The following is a 21,645-nucleotide window of genomic DNA, read 5'->3' on the forward strand; positions in this document are numbered from 1 at the left end:
GATGACAATGGACAATGGGAAAATTACTTCTTTTCAGATGTCGCTTATGATGTACTCGGTTATATTGGCAACCGGGTTTATTACGATCCCCGTCATTTCTGCCCAATACGCCGATAATGACTTCTGGATTACGCCTATCATTGCCATCTTATCAGGGGGGAGCGTTATTGCAATTTCGATTAAGCTGCATCGATTATACCCTAACAAAAATTTGATTCAATATGGTGAACGGATTATCGGGAAAGTGCCGGGAAAAGCGCTTGGTCTCATTTACTTTCAGTTTTTTGTATTAACGGCCGGAATTGTCTCCAGAGAATATGCCGAATTTGTTACTGGCAATTATTTATTTAAAACCCCTATGTTTTTTCTTGTTATATTAATGGTTCTGCTTGCTGCCTTTACTGTTCGCGGGGGGATAGAGCTCTTGGTTAGAAGTGCGGTTTTGTTAACCCCACTCTTTATTTTGCCGTTATTTTTTCTGCTGTTATTAATACCTGATTTCGAGATCAGCAATATCCTGCCGATCATGAGTCACGGATTCACTCCGGTTTTGAAGGGCTCTCTCCCGCCAATATCCTGGTATGCCGAATTTTTAATGATTGCTTTTTTCCTGCCCAGTGTTATTGATCAGGAGAAAACAGTAAAGTACAGCTTTCTTTCACTCGCAGCTGTCGCAGCCAGCTTAACTTATGTCTGTCTGATCGCACTGTTCGTACTCGGGCCAGATACAGCCAACAAAGTGTATCCGGTATTAACAACGTTTCGATACATATCCCGGGCTGATTTCTTCGAGAACTTGGAGGCCTTGCTTCTAGCCATGTGGGTCGTAGGTAATTTCATTAAGATTGCGGCTGTTTATTACGCTGCTGTCTTATCGTTTACGTCCTGCTTTAATATTAAGGATTACAAACCTTTTGTTTTTCCAATCGGTATTCTGATCGTCATCCACTGTTTTTGGGATTTCCCAAGCTTCTTCAAATTGGCTGGTTTCCTCCATAATGCCGGTTTATTTCACTTGACTACCTTCTTGCTTGCCATCCCGTTCCTGCTTCTGATTATTGCCTTATGCCGAAAACAATGGAGTAAACTGGTCTCATGAGGAGGATCATGATGCGTACAATCCTCTTCGGGTCAATGCTATTGCTTGGTGGATGCTGGGATCGAACAGAACTTAATGATCTTGCGCTTGTTTCGGCTACGACCTTTGACAAAGGAGAGAATAATAAGGTCCTTGTTACCGTACAAGTGATTATTCCGCAAAATCAGGGCGGAGGACAGCAAAGCGTTGGGAGCGGAGGCAACGGACCGAAAGCAACTACCCGGTCGGCTGAAGGAACCAATATCGCAGATGCCCTGTCCAAGCTGCAACGCAAGATGCCAAGAAGATTGTTTTGGGGACAATGCAAAATTTTCATATTCAGTGAGGAGATTGCCAAGTCTGGTATTCGTGAGGAATTTGATTTTCTCATTCGGCACCCTCAGCCCCGTGAACGAGCCTATATGATGATCAGTAAAGGAAAAGCAGCAGACGCGCTTGAATTGATCCCTCCTATAGAACGCACGTCATCGGAAGCTCTGCGTGAAATATCCAATTTGCATGACGGACTGCATGTCACGATGGAGCAAATGAGCATTGATCTGAAAGGGGATTCCGGAATTAATCTTCTCCCCCTGGTCTACATTTTGCCGCCTTCCAAGCTTGCAGATAAACCCATACAGACCATCCCTTATATGAAGGGGGCTGCTGTGCTGACAAAAGGTAAGCTGGTTGGCGAGCTGCCGGAAAGGCTGCTCAGAGGAATCTTACTCATGTCAAATAAAGTGGGGGATTACAGCGTTACCTTTAATGTTGGCGACGACCAGAAACAAGTATCCCTAAATCCCGTCAAAACCAAAACAAATCTGATCCCGCATATTGAAGGGAATACCTGGTCGATGACCATTAAGGTGAAAGCAGAGGGCAGTATTATTCAGAACAATACGAATATGGATCCTACGAAGCCGAAACAGTTGGCTAAAATGAATGAGGCATTTCGCGAAGATATTAAGAACCGAATTCAGGCTGCTGTCCTTTATTTGCAGAACAATGTGAAGACAGATGCCGTTCATTTTTCAAGAGAATTTCAAAAAAAATATCCGAAGCAATGGGATAAAATGAAGGATCAATGGGATGAACAATTTCCGAAGGTTAATGTTTCAGTTGAAGTCAAGACAGAGATTAAAAAACCAGGCTTAATTAATGCTCCCGGCGGAATGTCGTTTGAAGAGGTGGAGTAAAATGAGACTACAATTTATTACCCTAATCACTATAGGAACGATCCTGATCATTTGGCTTGAATGGCAGAAACTCAAGAAATGGGGTTCGAAAGAAAAGACGGTATTTTTCTCCCTGCTGGCTGTCCTATGGATCTTTCTCTTCCTAGACATTCCTAATACGCCCGGGACGCCCAGCCTAATTGAATTTCTATACAAGCCATTCAGAAGTCTAGCTGAACGGTAAGAAGACGTAAGTTAAAAAGCCAATGAAGCTGTCTACTTCATTGGCTTTTCTAGAATTAATACTTAAGCTAAGTTGGGCATAACCTTCTGTTCCGTCATTTCATTCAAATCGGAAGTCAGCTTGTCCAGCTGCAGGAAGCTCTCGACTACCTCAATAATGCGGCTGTCCTGCGTCGTCATGCTTGCGGACATCTCTTGAATAGCCGCCATATTTTGCTCCGTTGCACTAGCAATGGTCATGATCTGGTCCGTTATTCTTCTGTATTGCTCTTGCAGCTGCTCAGCTGAATGATCGACTTCGGTCGAATGGCTCTCCAGGTTATTGGCGTCTGCTGCCAAAGCTCGCATCACATCAGCTACTTTACGGGTAGCAGCCGTACTGCCAATAACCGATTGCTGCCCTTCGAGCACCTGCTCTGCTGCCCGGATCGTCTTCGAACGGATGCTTTCGAGAATCTGCTCAATCTGTTCTGTAGACTGCTGAGAAGTTTCCGCCAGCTTACGGATTTCATGCGATACAACACCAAAGCCTTTGCCATGTTCACCAGCACGGGCAGCTTCGATAGCTGCATTTAAAGCCAGCAGATTGGTCTGCGTGGAAATATGCTTGATAGTAGCGACAATCTCGCTAATGCTCGCATTTTGCTCCCCTAATTCATTCATAAGCTGAACCGACGAATCAATTGATTCGTTAACCCGCTCCATCTCTTGTTCAAGTACCGTTGTTCCTTCGCTTCCAGCCTTCGTCAGCATAGCGGAGCTTGCCGAAATCTCTTTCATTTCGGTAGAGCGGTCAGCTAGTGAGGAAACGGATTGCTCAATATAGCTGATCGATTCGCTAATATCGGTAATGCTGGAGGTTTGAGCCTCCATACTGGAGGTGATTTCTGTGAAGGCGGAGGTTACTTCTTTGGAGATGGAACACGTTGTTGTCATATTCGTCTTCAGGTTCGTACTAAACGTATTAAGGAGGGCTGCTGATGAAGAGACTTGACCAACCAGCTCAAGCGACCTATTGTTCTCTGTCATCGCTTGTTCACCTTGCTTAATAATATTAAGCTGCAGCCGTTCGCTGAATCTAGTAGAGACGTATAAAGGTACAGCAACCATAGCCAAATACATAAACATTGTCGTTGGAGCGTTATCACCAAAAATCTCCGTTTTGTCAGGACTTATGTAACAATAAATAGTTAGAAGGACACCCATCAGTCCGGAGAAACCGATAGCCCGGGAATTACCGTAAAGCGTCATAATGGCAAGATTCACATACACTAGAAAATAGGTTGTAATAATCGGACCAGTAAGCAGTAATAATAAGGTCAGGATCGTTACGATAGCAGAAATAAAATACATAATGTACGTCGTTAACCAGTGTTTGTAGACGAACAATGTGGTCGCGCCGCATGTAATTGTCCCTACAATACACAACATGATAACGGAATCCATTCCCGCCCCTGTTAACAAATCAACCGCTATACCCAGAATAAGCATTCCCCAGATAATGTTAACGAGTAATTTATTACGGCGGTGCAAGGTTTCCATATACTCCATAAGTTCTCCACCTTTTTTACCATAATATAGGCAATAATTTTGATAATATCATAAATCGCTATAATTCGACATCTATTTTACAAAGTGGACATAGCCCTTATAATCCTGTAATCTATTGTGACACTATAGCAACATGGAGGTGTTCGACTGTGGCGAAAGATATCCGCTCCCGAATTGAAGTTGATCAAATTAACTGTGAGAAAGAATTGACCCTCGCGTTAATTGGAGGCAAGTGGAAGCTTATTATCCTCTGGCATCTGGGTATAGAAGGCACGAAGAGATTCAGCGAGCTGCAGAAGCTCATTCCCCATATCACGCAAAAAATATTAACCAACCAGCTTCGTGAGTTGGAAGAGGACCAGCTTGTCGAGCGAACTGTTTATCCGGTAGTTCCCCCTAAGGTAGAGTATAAGCTGACTCCATATGGAGAAAGTCTAGTCCCAATCCTGAAGCTGATGTACAACTGGGGCAAGCATTATGGCGAGCAGGTGCTCGGCAGAACTTCTGATTCCGAACCTATTCCCCTTCAAGCAGCAGAAAAATAAATGAAAAGATTAGTCTCACAAACTGGGCAGACTCCGCATGGGGTCTGCCTTTTTGCTCATTACAGTTTCCTGCAGGATACCGACTTACTTGAAAGTGCGTACTTCCTTAATTTTCGGTATCGTCCTAATATGAACTCATCCCTAACAACAACATTCAAATTAAAGGAGAGATTCATCATATGGAACTTCAATTAGCACTAGACTTGGTAAACATCCCTGAGGCAATACAAGTAGTTAAAGAGGTGGCCCCTTTCATCGATATCGTGGAAATCGGGACTCCTGTTGTTATAAACGAAGGGCTTCGCGCAGTGAAAGAAATCAAGGAAGAATTCCCTTCCCTCAAAGTACTCGCAGATCTGAAAATTATGGATGCAGGCGGTTATGAGGTAATGAAAGCTTCAGAAGCTGGAGCGGATATTATTACCGTACTTGGCGTATCCGATGATTCCACTATTAAAGGTGCTGTGGAAGAAGCACGGAAGCAAAACAGAAAAATCATGGTCGACATGATTAATGTGAAAGATATTGCTGCACGTGCAGTAGAAATCGACAACCTTGGCGTTGATTATATCTGTGTACATTCCGGCTACGACCATCAAGCAGAGGGTAAAAACTCGTTCGAAGATCTGGCTACGATCAAACGTGTCGTAAAACAGGCAAAAACAGCAATCGCAGGCGGCATTAAGCTTCAGACATTGCCTGAAGTCATCAGTGCACAGCCTGATCTTGTTATTGTTGGCGGCGGCATTACAAGTGCTGGGGACAAACAAGCAGTAGCCGCTCAAATGCAGCAGCTGATCAAACAGGGGTAATACTATGAGTACGCTCATTTCAACATCGTCCATTATTGAGGAATTAGAGCGGACGCTTCGGCATATTCAGCCAGATCAGATTGAACAGCTTGCCGAGCAGCTCTCGGTGGCAGAGAACATTTTTGTGGCTGGGGCAGGACGGTCGGGGCTGATGATGCGGGCTTTCGCGATGCGCCTGATGCACATGGGATTCCGTGTGTATGTTGTCGGCGAGACCATAACACCAGGTATTTCTGAAGGAGACCTGCTTCTAGTTGGATCGGGATCGGGCGAGACAAAAAGCCTGACCGCGATGGCTTCCAAAGCAAGCAGTATTGGCGCATCAGTAGCAGCCATCACAATTGTGCCGGAATCCACTTTAGGCACCTTAGCTTCTACGGTCGTCCATATTCCAGCTGCTACGAAAGAAAGCAAGTCTGCTAGCTCCAAACAGCCAATGGGCAGCTTGTTCGAGCAAAGCCTGCTTCTGCTGCTGGATACGGTAGTGCTGAACCTGATGGAGAAAAAAGAGCTTCAAGGTGCAGCTATGTTTAAGATTCACGCCAACCTCGAATAAGAACGGCAAAAAACTCGGTATTCTTCATCCGTCATACAACGGATGGAATGGATACCGAGTTTTGTTGTTTAAGCAATGGAAGCTGCTTTAAATATTTTCTGAAGCATTAGAGTTGCTGCCCCGTAAAGTGCGCCGTCATCCGGGTAAGAGGAGGAACAGATTCGGTCAGGCGAGAATGGTACCGGGAAAGGAAACTTCACCAGCTCATCAATCAGCTTGCTCATAAATTTGGACGAATCTTTCATCCAGCCCTCGAAAACGATCGTCTCGGGACTTATGAAGTTGACCGCCGAAGCGACCATGATCGTAGTGACATACAGCACTTTGTCGAAGACGGGTTCCAGCCACTCTTCATGAACGTTATAACACTGCAGCAGCTCCTCGAACGACTCAGGCGAACGCTTCCCGTTTACTTCGGCTAGACTTTGACAGCGCTTCAGGATGTATGGAATCGTAATAACGGTCTCAATACAGCCCCTTCTGCCACAGCTGCATATCAGCCCTTCTGGATCAACCGGAATATGGCCAATCTCACCAGATGCGCCAAGATACCCGGAGAAAATCTCCTTATTCAAAATAAGTCCGGACCCGATTCCTTCATTAATAGTGAAATAGAGCAAATGACTCTTATCTTCTCCGATCCCGTTGTACTGCTCGGCAAATGCTGCCGCGTTCGAGTCGTTGATAATCTGAAGCGGTATATTCGGATACAAGGAAGACAACCGTTCTTTAAGTGCCAAATGCGACAGCTTCAGGTAGCTGGAATAAATAATTGTCTCACCGCGTTCATCTATAATACCCGGAGCCGCAATACCAATTCCCTTCATGCTTCCACAATCTTTCACCTTCGGATCTTCCAGACAGCTTGTAAGAGCGGTTTCAATCTGCTCCATCATGGCGTCATTGCCAATAGCGATCTTGGTCTTGAACTCGGCGATCTTATCACCATGCAAGTTAAAGACTGCACAGATCAGCGCACTGTTACTTAAGAAAATCCCAACGACATAACCGCCATGTGCTTTAATCTGAAGAGCAATCGCTCTTCGGCCTGCTCCGACCATCGGACGCTCGCCTACTTCTTCAACCATATCCGCAGTTATAAGCTCTTCTACAAGTGCAGAAACGGTTGTCGCGCTCAGCCTAGTAATGGAAGAAATCTCAGCTCTGGATAATTTGTCACCGCGGTGAAGTAAATTTAAAATAGTCGCGGTATTAATCTCTTTCATTAATTGTAGATTACCCTTTTTAATAGACGGCATAATTATCCCTTCTTACTTCCTTGTTACGGCTGCCTCTGCAAATGCCAACAAAGAGTAATGAGAAGTTGAACAAATCAATACTTTACCCGCTGATTGCGGAAGAACTGCCGCATCATACGGATTCCGTAATACAAGATTAAGCAGCGGTTTGATCGCAGCAAGCTGCTCTGCCAGCTCCAGCTGGCCTTGGAACAGATGAGCATTTATCGTTCCTTGAATAAGACATTCGTATGAGTCACATTGTACCAATATTTCCGCTATTTCACTAGACTCCGGATTCATTGATATATTCCGTTTATCCACCTGAATACCATAGCTTTGCAGAATTTCGGCTAAGATGATTTCCGTGCTGCTAGATGTATCCGCCACGGTTAATCTTGCTTGCTCAGGCAGTAATAGAAGATAACGGGGTTCCGCTGTAAGGGGAAGCAGATGCTGCGAATCATTGATGATATGAATCGTCTGGCGGGCGAGCCGCTTGGCTTCATCCTTCCATTGTTCCATGGTGAAAGGCAGCGCCGCTTCACGATAGGATTGAAACTTAGCCGTTAACTGTTGAATTCTACGATAAGAATCATCGATCCGCATCATGGGGATTCGACCATCCTGAACGGCTGCCACAATACCAGCAACGACCCTGTCCTGGAAATCTGCTGTGTGGCACATTAGTATCCTATCATTGCCAGCAAGCACTGCTAGTACACCAATCTCTTCAGGCTTGAAAAAATCACGGATCGCCGCCATCTCTACATCATCCGTGCAAATGACACCTTCAAAGTTTAACTCTTCCCTCAGCAGCTTTGTCACAAAGAACGGATTAAGAGATACTGGAAGCTCCCCCGCTTCATCAATATTTGGGAACACGAGATGCGCCGTCATAATGGCATCTACTCCAGCTTTGATAGCTGCCTCGAATGGAAGAAGTGGTCCTTGCCTCAGTTCTTCTAAGGTGAGCATGCATTCCGGGAGCATATAGTGGGAATCGCCGCTGACTTGACCATGACCGGGAAAATGTTTCGCCGTCGCAGCAATCCCTGCCTCATGAAGTCCGCTTATATAAGCCTCTCCGAAATCTGCGGTCTTATAAGGATCAGAGCCAAAGGAACGGATACCTATGACGGGATTGTCGATATTCGTATTAACGTCAAGAACCGGCCCCCAGTTCATTGGAATGCCCAGTTCATGAAGCTGACTGCCAATTAATTTACCAAGTAGAAACGCCGTCTCTGGATCATCCCCAACACCTACTGCCCCGTTGCCGGGGATAAACGGATAAAATGATTTAAAATTAGACAGGCTCCCCGCTTCCTCATCGATCGAAATAAAATAGGGGGCCGGAAGCTGCTGATTTGCAGCCAGCTTCCCTACCTCTTCGATAAGAAGCCGGGTCTGCTGTTCCGATTTTATATTATGAGGGAATAAGCCGATACCGCCGTATTTGTAACGGGATAGACGATCTTGGAACGGCAGTCCCGCTTCATAGGAAGGAACACCGACCACACACATGGCCGCTACTTTATCCTCAAGCCGCACAGCTGGTTCCTCCTTTAGTTTTAACTGAAAATATACGCATAAATTCCTACCTTTCTATGACTTCACTGCCCCGCTTGTCATCCCCGCAATAATATACTTCTGGAATAGAACAAAGATCACCACGACAGGAAGCGTTGCAACGCAGGAGGCAGCCATCAGGTGAACCCAATCTATCGCATTAAAGCCTTTATACAAAGAAAGACCAATCGGAAGGGTCCTCATTTTTTCCGAGTTCGTAAGAATTAGCGGATTAATAAAATTGTTCCATGAGCCTAGGAATTGCACGATGATCATAACTCCAAGGGCAGGCTTTGCCAGAGGGAAAATAATTCGCCAGAACACGCCAAACTCGGAGGAGCCGTCAATCTTGGCCGCATGAATCAGTTCCGTCGGAATGGTCGATATGTATTGTCTCATCAGGAAAATCCCCATTGGCGTCACAAGGCTGGGTACAATTAAGGCGGCGTATGTATCAATCCAGCCCAGCTCTCTCATTAGCAGGAAGATCGGAATAAGCGTCACCTGGAAAGGAATCATCATCGTTGCAAGTATGGCAAGGAACAACAGGTTTTTACCAACAAAACTCATCTTGGCGAAGGCATAGCCAACCATCGAGCCAAACAGCACATTACCCGCAACAACCAGCACAGCTACTAGCGTACTATTGAAGAAATAGGTTCCGAACGGACCGCTGCTTAGAACATCTACATAGTTCTGAAGCGTAATTTTGTGCGGGATAATATCGCCTAACGTCTTAATCAGCATACCGTCACCCTTCAGTGACATGCTAATCATGTACAGATACGGAAAGAACATAAGCGCGAGCGGGATAAGCAGAACAACAAATACGATGGTGGACCGGACATTGTTTTTCAAAGCCATTATTCGCCTACCCCCTTGTTTATGCGAAGCAGCCCCATTTGAATCATCGTTACCAACAGAATAAAGATCATCAACAGGTACGCAACTGCCGAGCCTTTGCCTAATTGGAGATTGGAGAATGAGATGTTGTACATATAAAGTACAATTGTTTTCGTCGAGTTAAGAGGACCACCCTTGGTCATGACAAATACTTCCGAGAACACCTGCAGAGAATTGATCGTATTCATCACAATGACGAGAATACTCATCTGCCTCAGATGCGGTAAGGTTACCATCCGAAACTGTGTCCATAAGCCTGCTCCGTCAGTCGTTGCCGCTTCATACAACTCCTTCGGAATCGACTGCAATGCCGCTACATACATCAGCATGTAAAAGCCCACTGCCGTCCATACCGACATTGCCATAATAGAAGGAAGTGCCGTCTTTACATCAAGCAGCCAGGATACTCTCGGCAGATGAAGGACATCGAGGATGGCATTCAAAATGCCCGAAGGAGCATACAGCAGCATGAACATCATCGAGACAACAACAACCGAAGTAATCGTTGGCATGAAAAAACCGACTCGGAATAGGACCTTTCCTGGAATACGGCTGTTCACCGCTATGGCCAGAATCATCGCAAGGACTGTCGTAATGGGAACCGTCACAATAACGAAGTAGATCGTGTTCCACAGCGACTTCAGGAAATCCTTATCCTTCAGCACATGAATGTAATTATCGAGACCCTTCCAGACGGGATTGATATCAAGCATGCCCGTATCTGTGAAGCTTAGATAAAAAGAGAAGACAATCGGGAATAAACCAAAGATAAGGAAGGAAAGTAACCATGGCGAGAGAAAAAAATACGCGGTAGCATTTTGCCTAAGCTTGATTCGGCTGGCCGTCTTCACATTGATTCCTCCATTAGCAGGAGGTGGAGGAGGCTATCCCCCACCTGTCCCTATTTCTATTCAGGCCTCAGCAAGCTGTTTATTTTATCGGAGGCTTCCTTCATGGCATCGGCTGGTGCTGTTTTGTTCAAGACCACCTGCTCCACGGCCATCGTTACCGCTTCAGATATCGGCTGCCATTCCTTCATACTTGGCGGGTTCTTTGCATTCGGAAGCTGCTTCGCAAATACGGTGAGCTCCGGCTTGTCGGCGAAGAACGGATCACTTTCCATACCTGGGTACGGCGGGAAGACCGACTTCGCACTCTCCGTAATCTTCATCGCATTTGCTTTGGACGTCATAAACTGTACCAGCTCATAAGCTTCGTCCGGATATTTGGATTTCGCCGAGATGCTTAAGATCTCACCACCTCCAAATGTAGCTGACGTGCCGTTTGCATTGGCAGGAATTTCGGCTACGCCCCATTTCAGATCAGGCGCATTTTGTGGAAGGCTGCGCAGATTCCATGCCCCGGATATAAACATCCCAACATTACCAGCGGCAAATTCCTGCCCGATTATGGCATCTTGTGCAACCAAGGAAGATTTGGAGAGCTCATTATAATAGTCCATGGCACCTACGGCAGCCGGATCGCTAAGTGCACTTGCCGTATGGTCATTATTCAGGAAATCGCCGCCGTTGCTCCAGAGGAAGATCGAGAACTCGGTCCAAGGCGTCTCCGCTTCACCTGCTGCAATACCAAACCCCTTTGTTTTCGTCTTCGACGTAATCGTCTCGGCTGCGCTCTTCAACTCATCCCAAGTTTTTGGCGGACTGTTTGGATCAAGACCTGCCTGCTCAAACAACTCCTTGTTGTAGAAAAGGGACCGGGTGCCAAGCAGCCAAGGTACTCCGTAATATTTCGAATCAATCATGACACTGTCCCAGCCTATGTACTGGTCCTTAACATCCGCGATATGATCCGTTACATCAAGCAGCGCGCCTTGCGTAGCGAATTGTGTTACCCATGTATTGCCGAGCTCGACCACATCAGGTGCTTCATTAGCGCCAAAAGATGTCGTTATTTTATCCAAGCCGTTATCCCAGGCCAGCTGCTGCACATCGACCTTTATACCAGGATGCGAGTCTTCGAATTCTTTAATAATCGGTGCGATATTAATATCGGAGCTGTCGTCCATCGTGCCCATGAACTGCCAGAACTTAATCGTCTTCGTCTGAGCTGGCTTGTCTCCATTACCCGATGTTTCCGCCTCATTGTTACTATTACCGCACGCTGCGGTTACAAGCATTAAAGCACTTGCCGTTAAAGCTAATAAAGATTTCCGCATTCCCCTAACCCCCTCTTAGAAATAAAAAATAGAAACATGACTAAGACTTACGGACAAACAGGTTAACCGGACGAGTCGGCCTCACCTCCTGCAAGAATCGGATCGAATGCTTTTGTATGGACGATGCGGGTTTGTCATGATGCGGGAGTGCTGTAGGTGTGAGTTCTTGGATAGTTGTACGAGAAAGGAAAGCAGTGAAGTTTGATACTAATGTGTTGCGATGAATGGTAAAAGAGGTGTGTTTACTCTTGATGAAATGGCTCAAATAATTAATTTGTCCATTGGATTTATTTATATTGTATGAACTTCCCCAAGTTCTGTCAACGGGTGATGTGAAGAAACTTCTCATCGCTTGTCTACAGCAAATCTATACTTTTTGATGAAAACGCTTTAATTTATATGGCTTTGAATGTGCTAAGATCGACCTGTAGACAGCAGAATGGAGGGATTTTTCTATGAAGACAGAGGTACATAAAGGAGCTTTTTATACAGGGAAATATCGGAATCTATTTGAGGAGCTTGGGTATTCGGAAGAAGCCGTACAAGCGAAACTGAAGCAGGCGTGGTCAGATATCCTGGGAAATGATTCAGAGGTTCAAATCTATTATTCAATGGGTGATGATAAAGGTTATTTGCTGGATACCGGCAACATAGATGTGCGGTCTGAGGGCATGTCCTACGGGATGATGATGGCGGTTCAAATGAATGATAAGGAGATCTTCGACCGGCTGTGGAATTTCTCCGTCACCTATATGCAGCATACAGAAGGCCGCTACAAGGATTATTTCGCTTGGCATTGTAAGACTGACGGTACTCGTCTTTCACAAGGGCCGGCTCCAGATGGAGAAGAGTTTTTCGCATTGGCCCTCTTCTTTGCCGCTAACCGCTGGGGAGATGGACCCGAGCCATACAATTATTCGGAGCAGGCAAGACGAATCTTGCGGGCATGCGTACATCAAGGTGAGGACGGAAACGGCGGAGATCCGATGTGGGATCCAGCAACAAAACTAATTAAGTTCGTTCCGGAGTCATTATTTAGTGATCCATCCTATCATCTTCCCCATTTCTACGATCTGTTTGCTCTATGGGCTGATGAAGAGGACAGGCCATTCTGGAAAGAGGCTGCTAAAGCAAGCCGGGCTTATCTGCATACTGCGTGTCATCCCGAGACCGGGCTTTCACCTGAGTATGCAAATTATGATGGAACGCCTGCAGAGGTTCAGCGTCATGGCGACTTCCGGCATTTCTACAGCGACGCTTACCGCACAGCAGCCAATATCGGCCTGGACTGGGCATGGTTCCGCCAAGATCCTTGGCAGGTGGAGCAGTCGAACCGAATTCAACAATTTTTCCGCAACATTGACGTTAACGATTATCGCCGCTATACGATTGACGGCAAGCCGTTCGAGGAGCCGGCGCTGCATCCAGTAGGACTGCTTGCGACGAATGCAATGGCCTCGTTAGCAGCAGATGGACCCGATGCGGAGCATTTCGTTCAGTTGTTCTGGAATACCCCGCTGCGCACGGGAGAGCGCCGTTATTACGATAACTGCCTCTACTTCTTCAGTCTGCTGGCGTTAAGCGGCAGCTACCGGATTTATTAATATCACTCCTCTATCCGTAGAATTGATAGAATTCTATGCTACAATAAACGGGATAGTCGACTAGAAAACTAGAGACATAGCAGCTACTACTGCTATGTCTTTTTTTTGTGGGGTGAAACAGATATGAAGGATTATGGCCATGAATTTGCGGACATTTTTTATTACACACCAAATGAATTTGAGAAGCTTGGCGGGCTTTGGCCGCTTCGCACAGGACATAATATCGCGAAGGCCAATTACAGCGTTGGGCCGAGGGTTATAGAATGCTTTTCCTTTCATTTTGTGCTTAATGGTGCGGTCACGTTGTCCAGTATGGGAGAGACAATTACGCTGACGAAAGGAAGTATGTTTTGTCTGTTCCCCGACGTGAAGCATAGCTATTGGATTACGCAATACGACCCCGATTCCCCGCTGCAATTGCACTGGCTGGCCTTTAATGGGGCACAAGCGGAGCTCCTAGTGAAGAGACTTGGAATAACGGAGCAAAAACCGTATTTGCGCAACCGGCTCACGACCGAGCTCACCAATCAATTAAGGGCTTGTATGGAACGGATGAAAACACCGCAGAAGGATGGAGATTTGCAGCTGCAGATGAAGCTTTACCAGTTGTTTGAATTACTGTCGCGCCCGCTTCCAGAAGTTCTGAAAGATAAGGATTGGTTAAAAGCCTGCCTGCAATATATGGAGACACATTATGCTGAGGGCATCACCGTCACCGACATCGCTCAGTTGACCGGCATGCACCGATCTCATCTGTCCAGCAGATTTAAACATAGCTTTGGAATGAGTCCTCGCGAGTATTTAATAAAGCTGCGTATGGAGCGCGCTGAGGAAATGCTGCATAACCGGACGTTATCCATTACGGAAATTTCACTGTCGCTAGGATATTCGGACCTGTATACCTTCTCCCGAGCTTTCTGCACCTATTATGGGATGTCGCCTTCCCATTACCGCAGCATCCCTAACAAAATGTTAAATCGATGACAACGAAATGTCATTTCTATTTGCTGCCGCTTAATTTATGCTAAATCCAGCCCATAAAACCAACTATATGGCTTTGAATACTTTGTTTTAAAGGAGAATGTTGTAATGATGAATAACCATCGAAGTAAACTAACCGTGTCCGCGATGATCGCACTTGGTCTGACACTTGCAGGATGCAGCTCTAGTAAGGACAGTAGTAACACGAATACGAATAACAAGGCTGACGAGGCATCCGCGAATGCGGTTAATGCTAGTGGTTTTCCGATTGTACAAGAACCTATCAAGCTGAAGATGTTTTCGCGTATCGCTCCAGTAAATGGTCCTTTCAAAGACATGCCTGTGTTTCAGGATTACTCCAAACTCAGCAACATCCAGGTGGATTTCACCGAAGTACCTACGGACGGCTTCCAGGAGAAAAAGAATTTGCTGTTCGCAGCCAACGAGCTTCCAGATGCCTTGTTCCGCTCGGCTCTTACCTCTCTCGAAACGATCCGTTACGGATCGGCTGGTCAATTAATCCCGATCGAGAACCTGATTGACAAATATGCACCAAACTTCAAAAAACTGATGGAGCAATACCCTGAAATTGCACCAGCTATCACCACTCCGGAAGGCCATATTTACGCACTCCCAACCGTCGTTACCTTAAGTGCTGCGCGGACGGACAAGAAGTGGATTAATCAAGCATGGCTGAAAAAGCTGAATTTACAAGAACCGCAAACAACAGAAGATCTGTATAAGGTGCTGGTTGCCTTCCGCGATCAGGATCCAAACGGCAATGGCAAGCAGGATGAAATTCCGATGACTGCACGCGCAAGCAGCGGCGTTGGTCTAGGGCTGCCTATTCTCTCTATGATGAGCGGCTCTTTTGGCCTTGATTCTCAGCTAGGCTATAACATTAATCTGGATAATGACAAAGTCGACATCTGGATGGGCAATGACCGTAACAAGGAGCTGCTCCAGTATTTGAACAAGCTTTACAGTGAGAAGCTGCTGGATCCTGAAGTATTCTCACAAACGGAAGCACAATACCTTGCGAAGCAAGGGTCAGGAAACCTTGGCTTCTTCTTTGATCAAACGAATAATTCATTCCTGCCTATCCAGGAACAATATACAGGAATTGCTCCGCTCGAAGGTCCGCATGGCGATCGTCTACAAAGTCAAGGCGCGTCTGTTCCGCGGGATCTAGGATCATTTGCCATCACATCTGTCAACAAGTATCCGGAAGCTACTATACGCTGGATTGATTACTTCTACGGCGAGGAAGGCTCGACTCTGCTCCGATTCGGAAGAAAAGGAGAACATTACGAGCTGAAGGACGGCATTCCGTATTATACGGAGGAGTTTTTGAACACAGGAAACCAGGGGAAAATCACACCTTATGCCGGTGGTGGAGCTCCTCACTTAATTAGTGAGAAGGTAGCTTCCTTTATTAATCCGCCTCAAGTACAAGAGGCTCAAACGAAGCTCGATCCGTACATGCCAAAGGTCCGCTACGCATCTCCAATGTTTGATGAGGTAACGGCTAAGAAAGTGGATGTACTTCGCAACGACATCGATAAGTATTACGAAGAGCAAAGTTCCAAATTCATTACTGGTGCACTCAGCTTTGATAAATGGGATGATTTCCAGGCTACTTTGAAGAAGCTGAAAATCGACGAACTCGAGAAGCTGTACCAGGATGCTTTTGATAAAATCAAGTAATGACCGAGGAGGGCGCTTATGAATGCGGCGCAGACTAAAAATCCAACCATCGTTTCTTCCCGCAGCCGTGTCATACGCGGCTCCCGGCTGTTTAAACAGATTGCCAGACGATATGACCTTTACTTGATGCTTCTTCTGCCTATCGTCTGGTATCTCATTTTTCAATATGGACCATTATATGGGCTCCAAATCGCCTTTAAAGACTTCAACCCGGCAAAGGGAATTGCAGGCAGCAGCTGGGTAGGTTTTGAGCATTTTACGCGTTTTTTTGATTCGTATTATTTCTGGAGACTGCTGTGGAATACCGTTTCTATTAATCTATTTTCGCTGCTGATTGCCTTTCCGATACCGATATTACTGGCACTCATCATTCAAGAGCTGCCAAGCAAAGGCTTCAGCAAATGGCTTCAAAATATTACGTACCTTCCACATTTTATTTCGGTTGTTGTTATCGTCGGCATGCTACAATTGCTGCTGTCTCCCAAGAGTGGTCCCGTCAATGGGCTGATCGAGACTTTTGGAGGCACGCCAATCCGATTTCTTGAGGAAGCCTCATGGTTCAAACCTATCTTTATCAGCTCAAACATTTGGCAGAACATGGGCTGGCAATCCATCATGTATATTGCAGCCCTGGTCGGCATCAACCCTCAGCTGTATGAGGCGGCGAAGATGGACGGTGCTTCCCGGCTGCGGCGCATTTGGCATATTTCCTTGCCTGGCATCGTTCCGGTCATTGTGATTTTGCTTATTCTTGATATCGGCCATTTCATGAATATTGGCTTTGAGAAGGTGCTGCTCATGCAAAACAGCTTAAATATTGAAAAAAGTGATGTCATCTCTACTTTTGTCTATACAACGGGTATTCTCAAAGGGGAGTACAGCTATACGGCCGCGATTGGACTATTTAATTCCGTCATTAATCTGGTGCTGTTGCTGGTAGTCAATCGTTTTGCTCGCAAGCTTTCGGAGACAAGCTTATGGTAAGGGGCGAGCAGTTATTTAACATAGTCATCTATGCATTAGCCGCAGTTATTATAGGCATTGTGCTTTATCCTCTGCTGTTTGTGGTCAGCGCTTCATTCAGTGATCCAGCGAAGGTGCTCGGCGGCGAAGTATGGCTTCTGCCAAAGAGCGTTACGGCTGAGGCTTATACGGAAATTTTTCATAACAAGGAAGTGTGGCTCGGATATCGGAATACAATCGTGTATACGGTAGTTGGCACCATTATTAATATCATTATGACCATCTTGGCTGCCTATCCGCTGTCGAGGCCTGATCTTCCTGGACGAAAAATATTGATGCTGTTCATTACACTTACGATGTTTTTCAGCGGCGGCCTTATCCCAACTTATTTGCTGGTCAAGGATTTGGGGATGGTCGATACGATGTGGTCGCTTATCGTTCCCGGTGCGATCTCTACCTACAATCTGATCGTGATGAGAACTTATTTTCAATCGAGTATTCCTTGGGAGATTCAGGAGGCAGCCCATATGGATGGCTGCTCGAATTGGCGGCTGCTGCTGAATATTATTTTGCCGCTGTCAAAACCAATTCTGGCTGTTATGATTTTGTTCTATGCGGTAGCTCATTGGAATTCCTTTTTTAACGCACTTATTTATATGCGTGACGAGTCACATTACCCGCTTCAGCTTGTTTTACGAGAAATATTAATGTTCAGCCAATCTGCTGCTGCGGATGGAACTGTCGGTCTGGAAGATAAGATTCTGCTGGCCGAGAGTATCAAATATGCGATTATTATCGTCTCCAGCCTGCCTGTCTGGATTATGTATCCTTTTGTGCAGAGGCATTTTGTTAAAGGTGTTATGATTGGTTCAATTAAAGGATAATAGACGAAAGCCCTGATCCATCAAGGATTCTTGATGATCAGGGCTTTTTATTCGCTTAATGAAGTAAGTTCAGTACGACAGACTGCTGCGCTTGCAGAATCACTTTGCTCTGAAAATGTACGGTATTTTCAGTGATACTAAAGCCTATCTCATCATCGCCGATATGAATGTGATTGACCTTGTTAATTTCGGATGCTGTTAGCTTAAGCATTTTCAGTTTCAGCTTGCCAGCTAATACCTTTACGCTCACCTTGTCTGCTGTCATCTCGAATATGCCCCAGCCCTGGTCAAGCGACCATAGGGTCCGATACTCGCCCTCCATCATTTGAACGGGTTGAAAGCCGATCATCCCTTGGACCACATCGAATTCAAATCCGCTAAAAGCATGGAGTAAGGAGTAGCTCGCCATAGACCGCGCATAGTTGCTGCCGCATTCGATCTCATTCCAAGGATTACGTTTCTCCCCATCGTAACGATCTCGAATCGCTGCTACAATGGAAAGACCCTCCTCAACAAGACCCTCTTGAATCATGTGCGAAGCCGCTTGATATTCAAAGCCTGTCATCGTCTCCGAATTATAGGTCAGCGGGATCGAAGGCTTGCTGGTTCCCTCCGGCCATGTACAAATGATGAGACCTGCTTCATCATTTAGGGAATATAAACGCCAGGTGTTAGCTTCATTTCTCATGCTTGATTTAAAATTATACCGATATAACGATTGCAGTGCCGTGCGGGTTTGAGCTTTATCGAAAATCTCTCCCAATCCGCATAAATTGGCATGCCACTGAGCAATAACCTGATCGATCACACAGCCATCTGCAATCTGGTATTTGATTTCCTCCAGCTCTTCATTCCAATAGCCTTGTACTGCGTCGCTCCCGAATTGCGTAAGGATCGTTTGATCGGACAAATCCACACTCTGTGCATAATACGAACCGTAAAACAGATGCTGATCTACCCATTCTTTTCCCTTATTAAAAATTCCTTGATAGTTTTCGGCTGTGTCTGATTCGCCTAAGAAGGAAGCCATCTCAGAACCCGCCTTCAGTGCAGCGAGATAAAATCCAGTCAACCAGGAGTTAGGCCCATAAAGCTCCATGTCAAGGGTATGGTGCTGTCTCCCCTCCAAAACCCCTTTTTTTAAAGGGTCCCATTGATCAACGTTCGTATCTGCCCACGCATATTCAATGGAGCCCTTTATCGCAGGCCAATTCGAAACTAACCACTCTGTATTGCCGGATATTTTCCAATCCCGATAAGCTTTAATAACGCCCCCAAATTGACCATCCGCGCAAGCATGATAATGCTGTTGCTCCCGGCCGACGGGCAGCATGAGTCTAAATGTCATACGCCCATCCGGGCGGCTGTTATAGCGAAAATCGAGATCACGCATGCTTCTTTCCAGCTTTGGAAATAGGAACGGCAGCGCATAGGCGTAGTTCCACACATGTGTACAGGAGCCTTCACAGGAGCCGGTATCTTCCGTCACTCCCTCGAAGCCATAGAAGGAGCCATCCGTCAAACGTAAGCAGGTCGCTGACTTTAGCACGGATAAATTAGCGGACACCGCTTCCTTGACGACCTCGGGTATAGTGGAAGAAAACAGGGCCTCTTTAAAGGTTATTGTTTCTGCAAGGAGGCGATCCCAGTGCTCTAACGCATATTTTCCGCTTGCCTCAGCATTTTCGAATAACGAAGCATAGTAATGTTTCCAGCTGTTAGAACCGGCCACTTGCGGATTCCAAAAATTAACCATATTCGGGAAGCTCCAGCTGATCGTAAACCTGAACTTCCCCTTCTCGCCAGGATTCAGGGTAAAATGTGAAGCAAGTGTAGCCGTATCCTTATGTCTCTCGCTAGGCGGCATCTCTTCGGTATATGTTCTATTCTTCAGTGGTCCGGGCTTTGCAAAATCATGCCAATACATCTCCAGCGCATCGCACCATCCGCCGCGATACCAGAAATCTTGATGGCTGACTTTAGCCGCATCCGTAGCGATACATATATCGCCATAATGCGGATGATCCTCGTCGTACTGCTTGGAGGAAAGTCCCAGCGTATGTATTTTGTGACCCGTCTCACTCACCGATTCTTCATATCGATGGATGACCCTCTCCGTAGGAATCGGGTTCCCTACCGACAAACCGATCGTATAGGTGATAGATTCCTCGCTGCTATTTTCGATCTCCCATTCGAAGAAAGCAGCAGGAATACTCGAATCCCGATCATTAAGTGGGATAAAGGGATTAAAGGCCAGCAGCTCCACCCGTCCGGGAAACGAAGGGTCTGCGAACGTCATTCCAGCCAAAGGAAATTCTCCCCTGAACTCGGTCTCTCTAAAATGCGGCATGCCAGCCATCGTCTGGCTTTCTGGTCCAAAGCCATATCCGCTGTACCACGGGCCTCCCCTGATGTGCTCTCCTATGTAAGGTGCCTGCAAGTCCCCATTTAGAATCCTGGCGTCTAATAGACGATCCTCTTGCTCTGCCTTAATAGCAAAATGACTAAAACCATTAAAGCTCTTTTTATTCGGCCGATTAAAAATCTCCCAATCAATCAGCCTTCCATTGCCGGAAAGCCCGATGCTGCCGCTGCCAATCCCACCAAGGGGGAAGGAGATTTCTCTCGTTTTTGCACCTTTATACACCTTTTCCATATCGAAACTCCTCTCACAATCCAATGAAGTACGAAGAGAAAGCTGCTAATGATTCTATTATAATAGGCTCTGCCAATTAGAAAAACCTTACAAACGAGAGTAAAACAATGAAGCCAGGACCTCTGCTTGAGAAGCCCTGGCTTATGTTTAATTTATTGTATCCGCCCAAGAATGCTGCGGCTTCCAGCCGAGTACCCTTTGAGCCTCCATGTTACTTACAAGAGCGGTCCGTTCCGGGAAGGCGTCACGTAAATCCTTCACATCGGGGTAGAACTGATCAATGAGCTGCTCCGTGCTGAGATCACTAAGCGTATCGCTGCTCGTAATATTGAGGCAGATCGCCCCACGATCCTTGACCTTAAGCGAAGCAATGCATGCACTGACGGCATCCCGGATATCGATATAGCTCCAGAAAATATTTTTAAAAGCTTCTGGTTTGCGGATGGAAAGATGCTTGTAGTCCTCCGGCTTTGTAATCATGGAGAAACGGAGTGAGATAATCTGCATCCCATTGCGCCGATCGAACATGGAAGCGGTAAGTTCGTTCACAACTTTAGATAACCCGTAACACTCCTGTGGCTGCTGCGGATGCTCTTCATCGACTGGCAGATAATCCGGCGAGAAGGGTGTTGGCGCCCAAGCAAAGCCATAGGAGGATTCGCTGGAGCCAACTACTACTTTACGAATGCCAAGAAGCGATGCTGCCTCGAGAATATGATAGCTGGACACTACATTATTAGCGAAAATATACGGGTACGTGTAACCAAGCGGAGCTGGAATGGCTGCCAAATGGATAACTGCGTCAGCCCCGTGAAGCGCAGATACGACCTGCCCGAAATCATTTAGATCCACTTTGATCTGCCTGCACTTTAATTCATTCGAACGCTGTGTATCAAGCGAGGTAACCGTATAACCCTCTTGCAGGAGCTCCTTAATAAGTGCCATACCCAGCTTACCGCTGCCGCCTGTCACTACAATTGTCTTCATGTGATTAC

At 46.2% G+C, this 21,645-nt stretch carries 19 protein-coding genes; 11 read left to right on the plus strand and 8 right to left on the minus strand.

Annotation, left to right across the window (positions count from 1 at the left end; all coding sequences use genetic code 11):
* Positions 1 to 7: 7 nt before the first annotated feature.
* From AC0YNT_RS24085 to AC0YNT_RS24095, 3 genes are read left to right on the plus strand one after another with little or no spacing between them, the layout of a single operon-like run.
* On the plus strand, positions 8 to 1,099 hold the full coding sequence (locus tag AC0YNT_RS24085) for a GerAB/ArcD/ProY family transporter (protein ID WP_475806884.1): 1,092 nt from the start codon (positions 8 to 10) through the stop codon (positions 1,097 to 1,099).
* An 8-nt stretch (positions 1,100 to 1,107) separates the two neighbouring features.
* Positions 1,108 to 2,277 (plus strand): Ger(x)C family spore germination protein, encoded by a 1,170-nt coding sequence (locus AC0YNT_RS24090; protein ID WP_475806885.1) that lies wholly within the window; start codon positions 1,108 to 1,110, stop codon positions 2,275 to 2,277.
* Position 2,278: 1 nt separating this feature from the next.
* A complete protein-coding gene (locus AC0YNT_RS24095; protein WP_475806886.1) occupies positions 2,279 to 2,500 on the plus strand; it encodes a hypothetical protein in 222 nt (73 codons plus the stop codon).
* A 62-nt stretch (positions 2,501 to 2,562) separates the two neighbouring features.
* On the opposite strand, the gene AC0YNT_RS24100 is transcribed toward AC0YNT_RS24095, so the two are convergent.
* Positions 2,563 to 4,050, minus strand: a complete 1,488-nt coding sequence (locus tag AC0YNT_RS24100) for a methyl-accepting chemotaxis protein (protein WP_475806887.1) — start codon at positions 4,048 to 4,050, stop codon at positions 2,563 to 2,565.
* Between the two features lie 149 nt (positions 4,051 to 4,199).
* On the opposite strand from AC0YNT_RS24100, the gene AC0YNT_RS24105 reads away from it, so the two are divergent.
* From AC0YNT_RS24105 to hxlB, 3 genes are all read left to right on the plus strand, one after another.
* The gene (locus AC0YNT_RS24105) at positions 4,200 to 4,595 is read left to right on the plus strand and encodes a winged helix-turn-helix transcriptional regulator (protein WP_167281921.1); all 396 of its coding nucleotides are present in this window, start codon (positions 4,200 to 4,202) and stop codon (positions 4,593 to 4,595) included.
* Between the two features lie 179 nt (positions 4,596 to 4,774).
* Complete coding sequence (gene hxlA, locus AC0YNT_RS24110; RefSeq protein WP_475806888.1) at positions 4,775 to 5,407, plus strand: 3-hexulose-6-phosphate synthase; 633 nt, start codon at positions 4,775 to 4,777, stop codon at positions 5,405 to 5,407.
* 4 nt (positions 5,408 to 5,411) lie between these two features.
* Positions 5,412 to 5,963 carry a 6-phospho-3-hexuloisomerase gene (gene hxlB / locus AC0YNT_RS24115; RefSeq protein ID WP_475806889.1) on the plus strand — a complete coding sequence of 184 codons (552 nt, stop codon included), beginning with the start codon at positions 5,412 to 5,414 and terminating at the stop codon, positions 5,961 to 5,963.
* A gap of 68 nt (positions 5,964 to 6,031) precedes the next feature.
* Here the strand turns inward: hxlB and AC0YNT_RS24120 are convergent, their stop codons facing one another.
* The 5 genes from AC0YNT_RS24120 to AC0YNT_RS24140 are packed head-to-tail and all read right to left on the minus strand — an operon-like array spanning position 6,032 to position 11,855.
* A complete protein-coding gene (locus AC0YNT_RS24120; RefSeq protein ID WP_475806890.1) occupies positions 6,032 to 7,222 on the minus strand; it encodes an ROK family transcriptional regulator in 1,191 nt (396 codons plus the stop codon).
* A gap of 12 nt (positions 7,223 to 7,234) precedes the next feature.
* Complete coding sequence (locus AC0YNT_RS24125; protein ID WP_475806891.1) at positions 7,235 to 8,755, minus strand: glycoside hydrolase family 3 N-terminal domain-containing protein; 1,521 nt, start codon at positions 8,753 to 8,755, stop codon at positions 7,235 to 7,237.
* Between the two features lie 54 nt (positions 8,756 to 8,809).
* Complete coding sequence (locus AC0YNT_RS24130) at positions 8,810 to 9,637, minus strand: carbohydrate ABC transporter permease (RefSeq protein ID WP_475806892.1); 828 nt, start codon at positions 9,635 to 9,637, stop codon at positions 8,810 to 8,812.
* Positions 9,637 to 10,527, minus strand: coding sequence for a carbohydrate ABC transporter permease (locus AC0YNT_RS24135; protein ID WP_475806893.1), 891 nt, complete (start codon positions 10,525 to 10,527; stop codon positions 9,637 to 9,639). Before AC0YNT_RS24135 ends, AC0YNT_RS24130 begins: the two co-directional genes overlap by 1 nt.
* Before the next feature lie 56 nt (positions 10,528 to 10,583).
* Positions 10,584 to 11,855 carry a sugar ABC transporter substrate-binding protein gene (locus AC0YNT_RS24140; RefSeq protein ID WP_475806894.1) on the minus strand — a complete coding sequence of 424 codons (1,272 nt, stop codon included), beginning with the start codon at positions 11,853 to 11,855 and terminating at the stop codon, positions 10,584 to 10,586.
* Positions 11,856 to 12,310: 455 nt separating this feature from the next.
* Here AC0YNT_RS24140 and AC0YNT_RS24145 point away from each other — a divergent pair, with 455 nt between their 5' ends.
* From AC0YNT_RS24145 to AC0YNT_RS24165, 5 genes are all read left to right on the plus strand, one after another.
* Complete coding sequence (locus AC0YNT_RS24145; protein ID WP_475806895.1) at positions 12,311 to 13,459, plus strand: family 8 glycosyl hydrolase; 1,149 nt, start codon at positions 12,311 to 12,313, stop codon at positions 13,457 to 13,459.
* A gap of 123 nt (positions 13,460 to 13,582) precedes the next feature.
* Positions 13,583 to 14,443, plus strand: a complete 861-nt coding sequence (locus AC0YNT_RS24150) for an AraC family transcriptional regulator (RefSeq protein ID WP_475806896.1) — start codon at positions 13,583 to 13,585, stop codon at positions 14,441 to 14,443.
* 108 nt (positions 14,444 to 14,551) lie between these two features.
* Positions 14,552 to 16,147 carry an extracellular solute-binding protein gene (locus tag AC0YNT_RS24155; RefSeq protein ID WP_475806977.1) on the plus strand — a complete coding sequence of 532 codons (1,596 nt, stop codon included), beginning with the start codon at positions 14,552 to 14,554 and terminating at the stop codon, positions 16,145 to 16,147.
* Between the two features lie 18 nt (positions 16,148 to 16,165).
* Positions 16,166 to 17,131: an ABC transporter permease gene (locus AC0YNT_RS24160; protein ID WP_475806897.1), complete on the plus strand. Its 966-nt coding sequence runs from the start codon at positions 16,166 to 16,168 to the stop codon at positions 17,129 to 17,131.
* Entirely contained in the window at positions 17,125 to 17,994 is an 870-nt protein-coding gene (locus AC0YNT_RS24165) for a carbohydrate ABC transporter permease (protein ID WP_475806898.1), read from the plus strand. The genes AC0YNT_RS24160 and AC0YNT_RS24165 overlap by 7 nt, the downstream gene beginning before the upstream one ends.
* Before the next feature lie 55 nt (positions 17,995 to 18,049).
* On the opposite strand, the gene AC0YNT_RS24170 is transcribed toward AC0YNT_RS24165, so the two are convergent.
* On the minus strand, positions 18,050 to 20,650 hold the full coding sequence (locus tag AC0YNT_RS24170) for a GH116 family glycosyl-hydrolase (RefSeq protein ID WP_475806899.1): 2,601 nt from the start codon (positions 20,648 to 20,650) through the stop codon (positions 18,050 to 18,052).
* A gap of 147 nt (positions 20,651 to 20,797) precedes the next feature.
* Positions 20,798 to 21,637 carry an NAD-dependent epimerase/dehydratase family protein gene (locus tag AC0YNT_RS24175; RefSeq protein ID WP_475806900.1) on the minus strand — a complete coding sequence of 280 codons (840 nt, stop codon included), beginning with the start codon at positions 21,635 to 21,637 and terminating at the stop codon, positions 20,798 to 20,800.
* Positions 21,638 to 21,645: the final 8 nt, after the last annotated feature.

The organism is Paenibacillus sp. J22R56 (assembly GCF_056269375.1).

What these genes read in the sequence shown, in the direction of transcription:
- AC0YNT_RS24145 (WP_475806895.1), top strand. Translation starts at nt 12,311, where the DNA reads ATGAAGACAGAGGTACATAAAGGAGCTTTTTATACAGGGAAATATCGG.
- hxlB (WP_475806889.1), top strand. Translation starts at nt 5,412, where the DNA reads ATGAGTACGCTCATTTCAACATCGTCCATTATTGAGGAATTAGAGCGG.
- AC0YNT_RS24170 (WP_475806899.1), bottom strand. Translation starts at nt 20,650, where the DNA reads ATGGAAAAGGTGTATAAAGGTGCAAAAACGAGAGAAATCTCCTTCCCC.
- AC0YNT_RS24090 (WP_475806885.1), top strand. Translation starts at nt 1,108, where the DNA reads ATGATGCGTACAATCCTCTTCGGGTCAATGCTATTGCTTGGTGGATGC.
- AC0YNT_RS24155 (WP_475806977.1), top strand. Translation starts at nt 14,552, where the DNA reads ATGAATAACCATCGAAGTAAACTAACCGTGTCCGCGATGATCGCACTT.
- AC0YNT_RS24140 (WP_475806894.1), bottom strand. Translation starts at nt 11,855, where the DNA reads ATGCGGAAATCTTTATTAGCTTTAACGGCAAGTGCTTTAATGCTTGTA.
- AC0YNT_RS24165 (WP_475806898.1), top strand. Translation starts at nt 17,125, where the DNA reads ATGGTAAGGGGCGAGCAGTTATTTAACATAGTCATCTATGCATTAGCC.
- AC0YNT_RS24175 (WP_475806900.1), bottom strand. Translation starts at nt 21,637, where the DNA reads ATGAAGACAATTGTAGTGACAGGCGGCAGCGGTAAGCTGGGTATGGCA.
- hxlA (WP_475806888.1), top strand. Translation starts at nt 4,775, where the DNA reads ATGGAACTTCAATTAGCACTAGACTTGGTAAACATCCCTGAGGCAATA.
- AC0YNT_RS24150 (WP_475806896.1), top strand. Translation starts at nt 13,583, where the DNA reads ATGAAGGATTATGGCCATGAATTTGCGGACATTTTTTATTACACACCA.
- AC0YNT_RS24095 (WP_475806886.1), top strand. Translation starts at nt 2,279, where the DNA reads ATGAGACTACAATTTATTACCCTAATCACTATAGGAACGATCCTGATC.
- AC0YNT_RS24085 (WP_475806884.1), top strand. Translation starts at nt 8, where the DNA reads ATGGACAATGGGAAAATTACTTCTTTTCAGATGTCGCTTATGATGTAC.
- AC0YNT_RS24100 (WP_475806887.1), bottom strand. Translation starts at nt 4,050, where the DNA reads ATGGAGTATATGGAAACCTTGCACCGCCGTAATAAATTACTCGTTAAC.
- AC0YNT_RS24160 (WP_475806897.1), top strand. Translation starts at nt 16,166, where the DNA reads ATGAATGCGGCGCAGACTAAAAATCCAACCATCGTTTCTTCCCGCAGC.
- AC0YNT_RS24120 (WP_475806890.1), bottom strand. Translation starts at nt 7,222, where the DNA reads ATGCCGTCTATTAAAAAGGGTAATCTACAATTAATGAAAGAGATTAAT.
- AC0YNT_RS24130 (WP_475806892.1), bottom strand. Translation starts at nt 9,637, where the DNA reads ATGGCTTTGAAAAACAATGTCCGGTCCACCATCGTATTTGTTGTTCTG.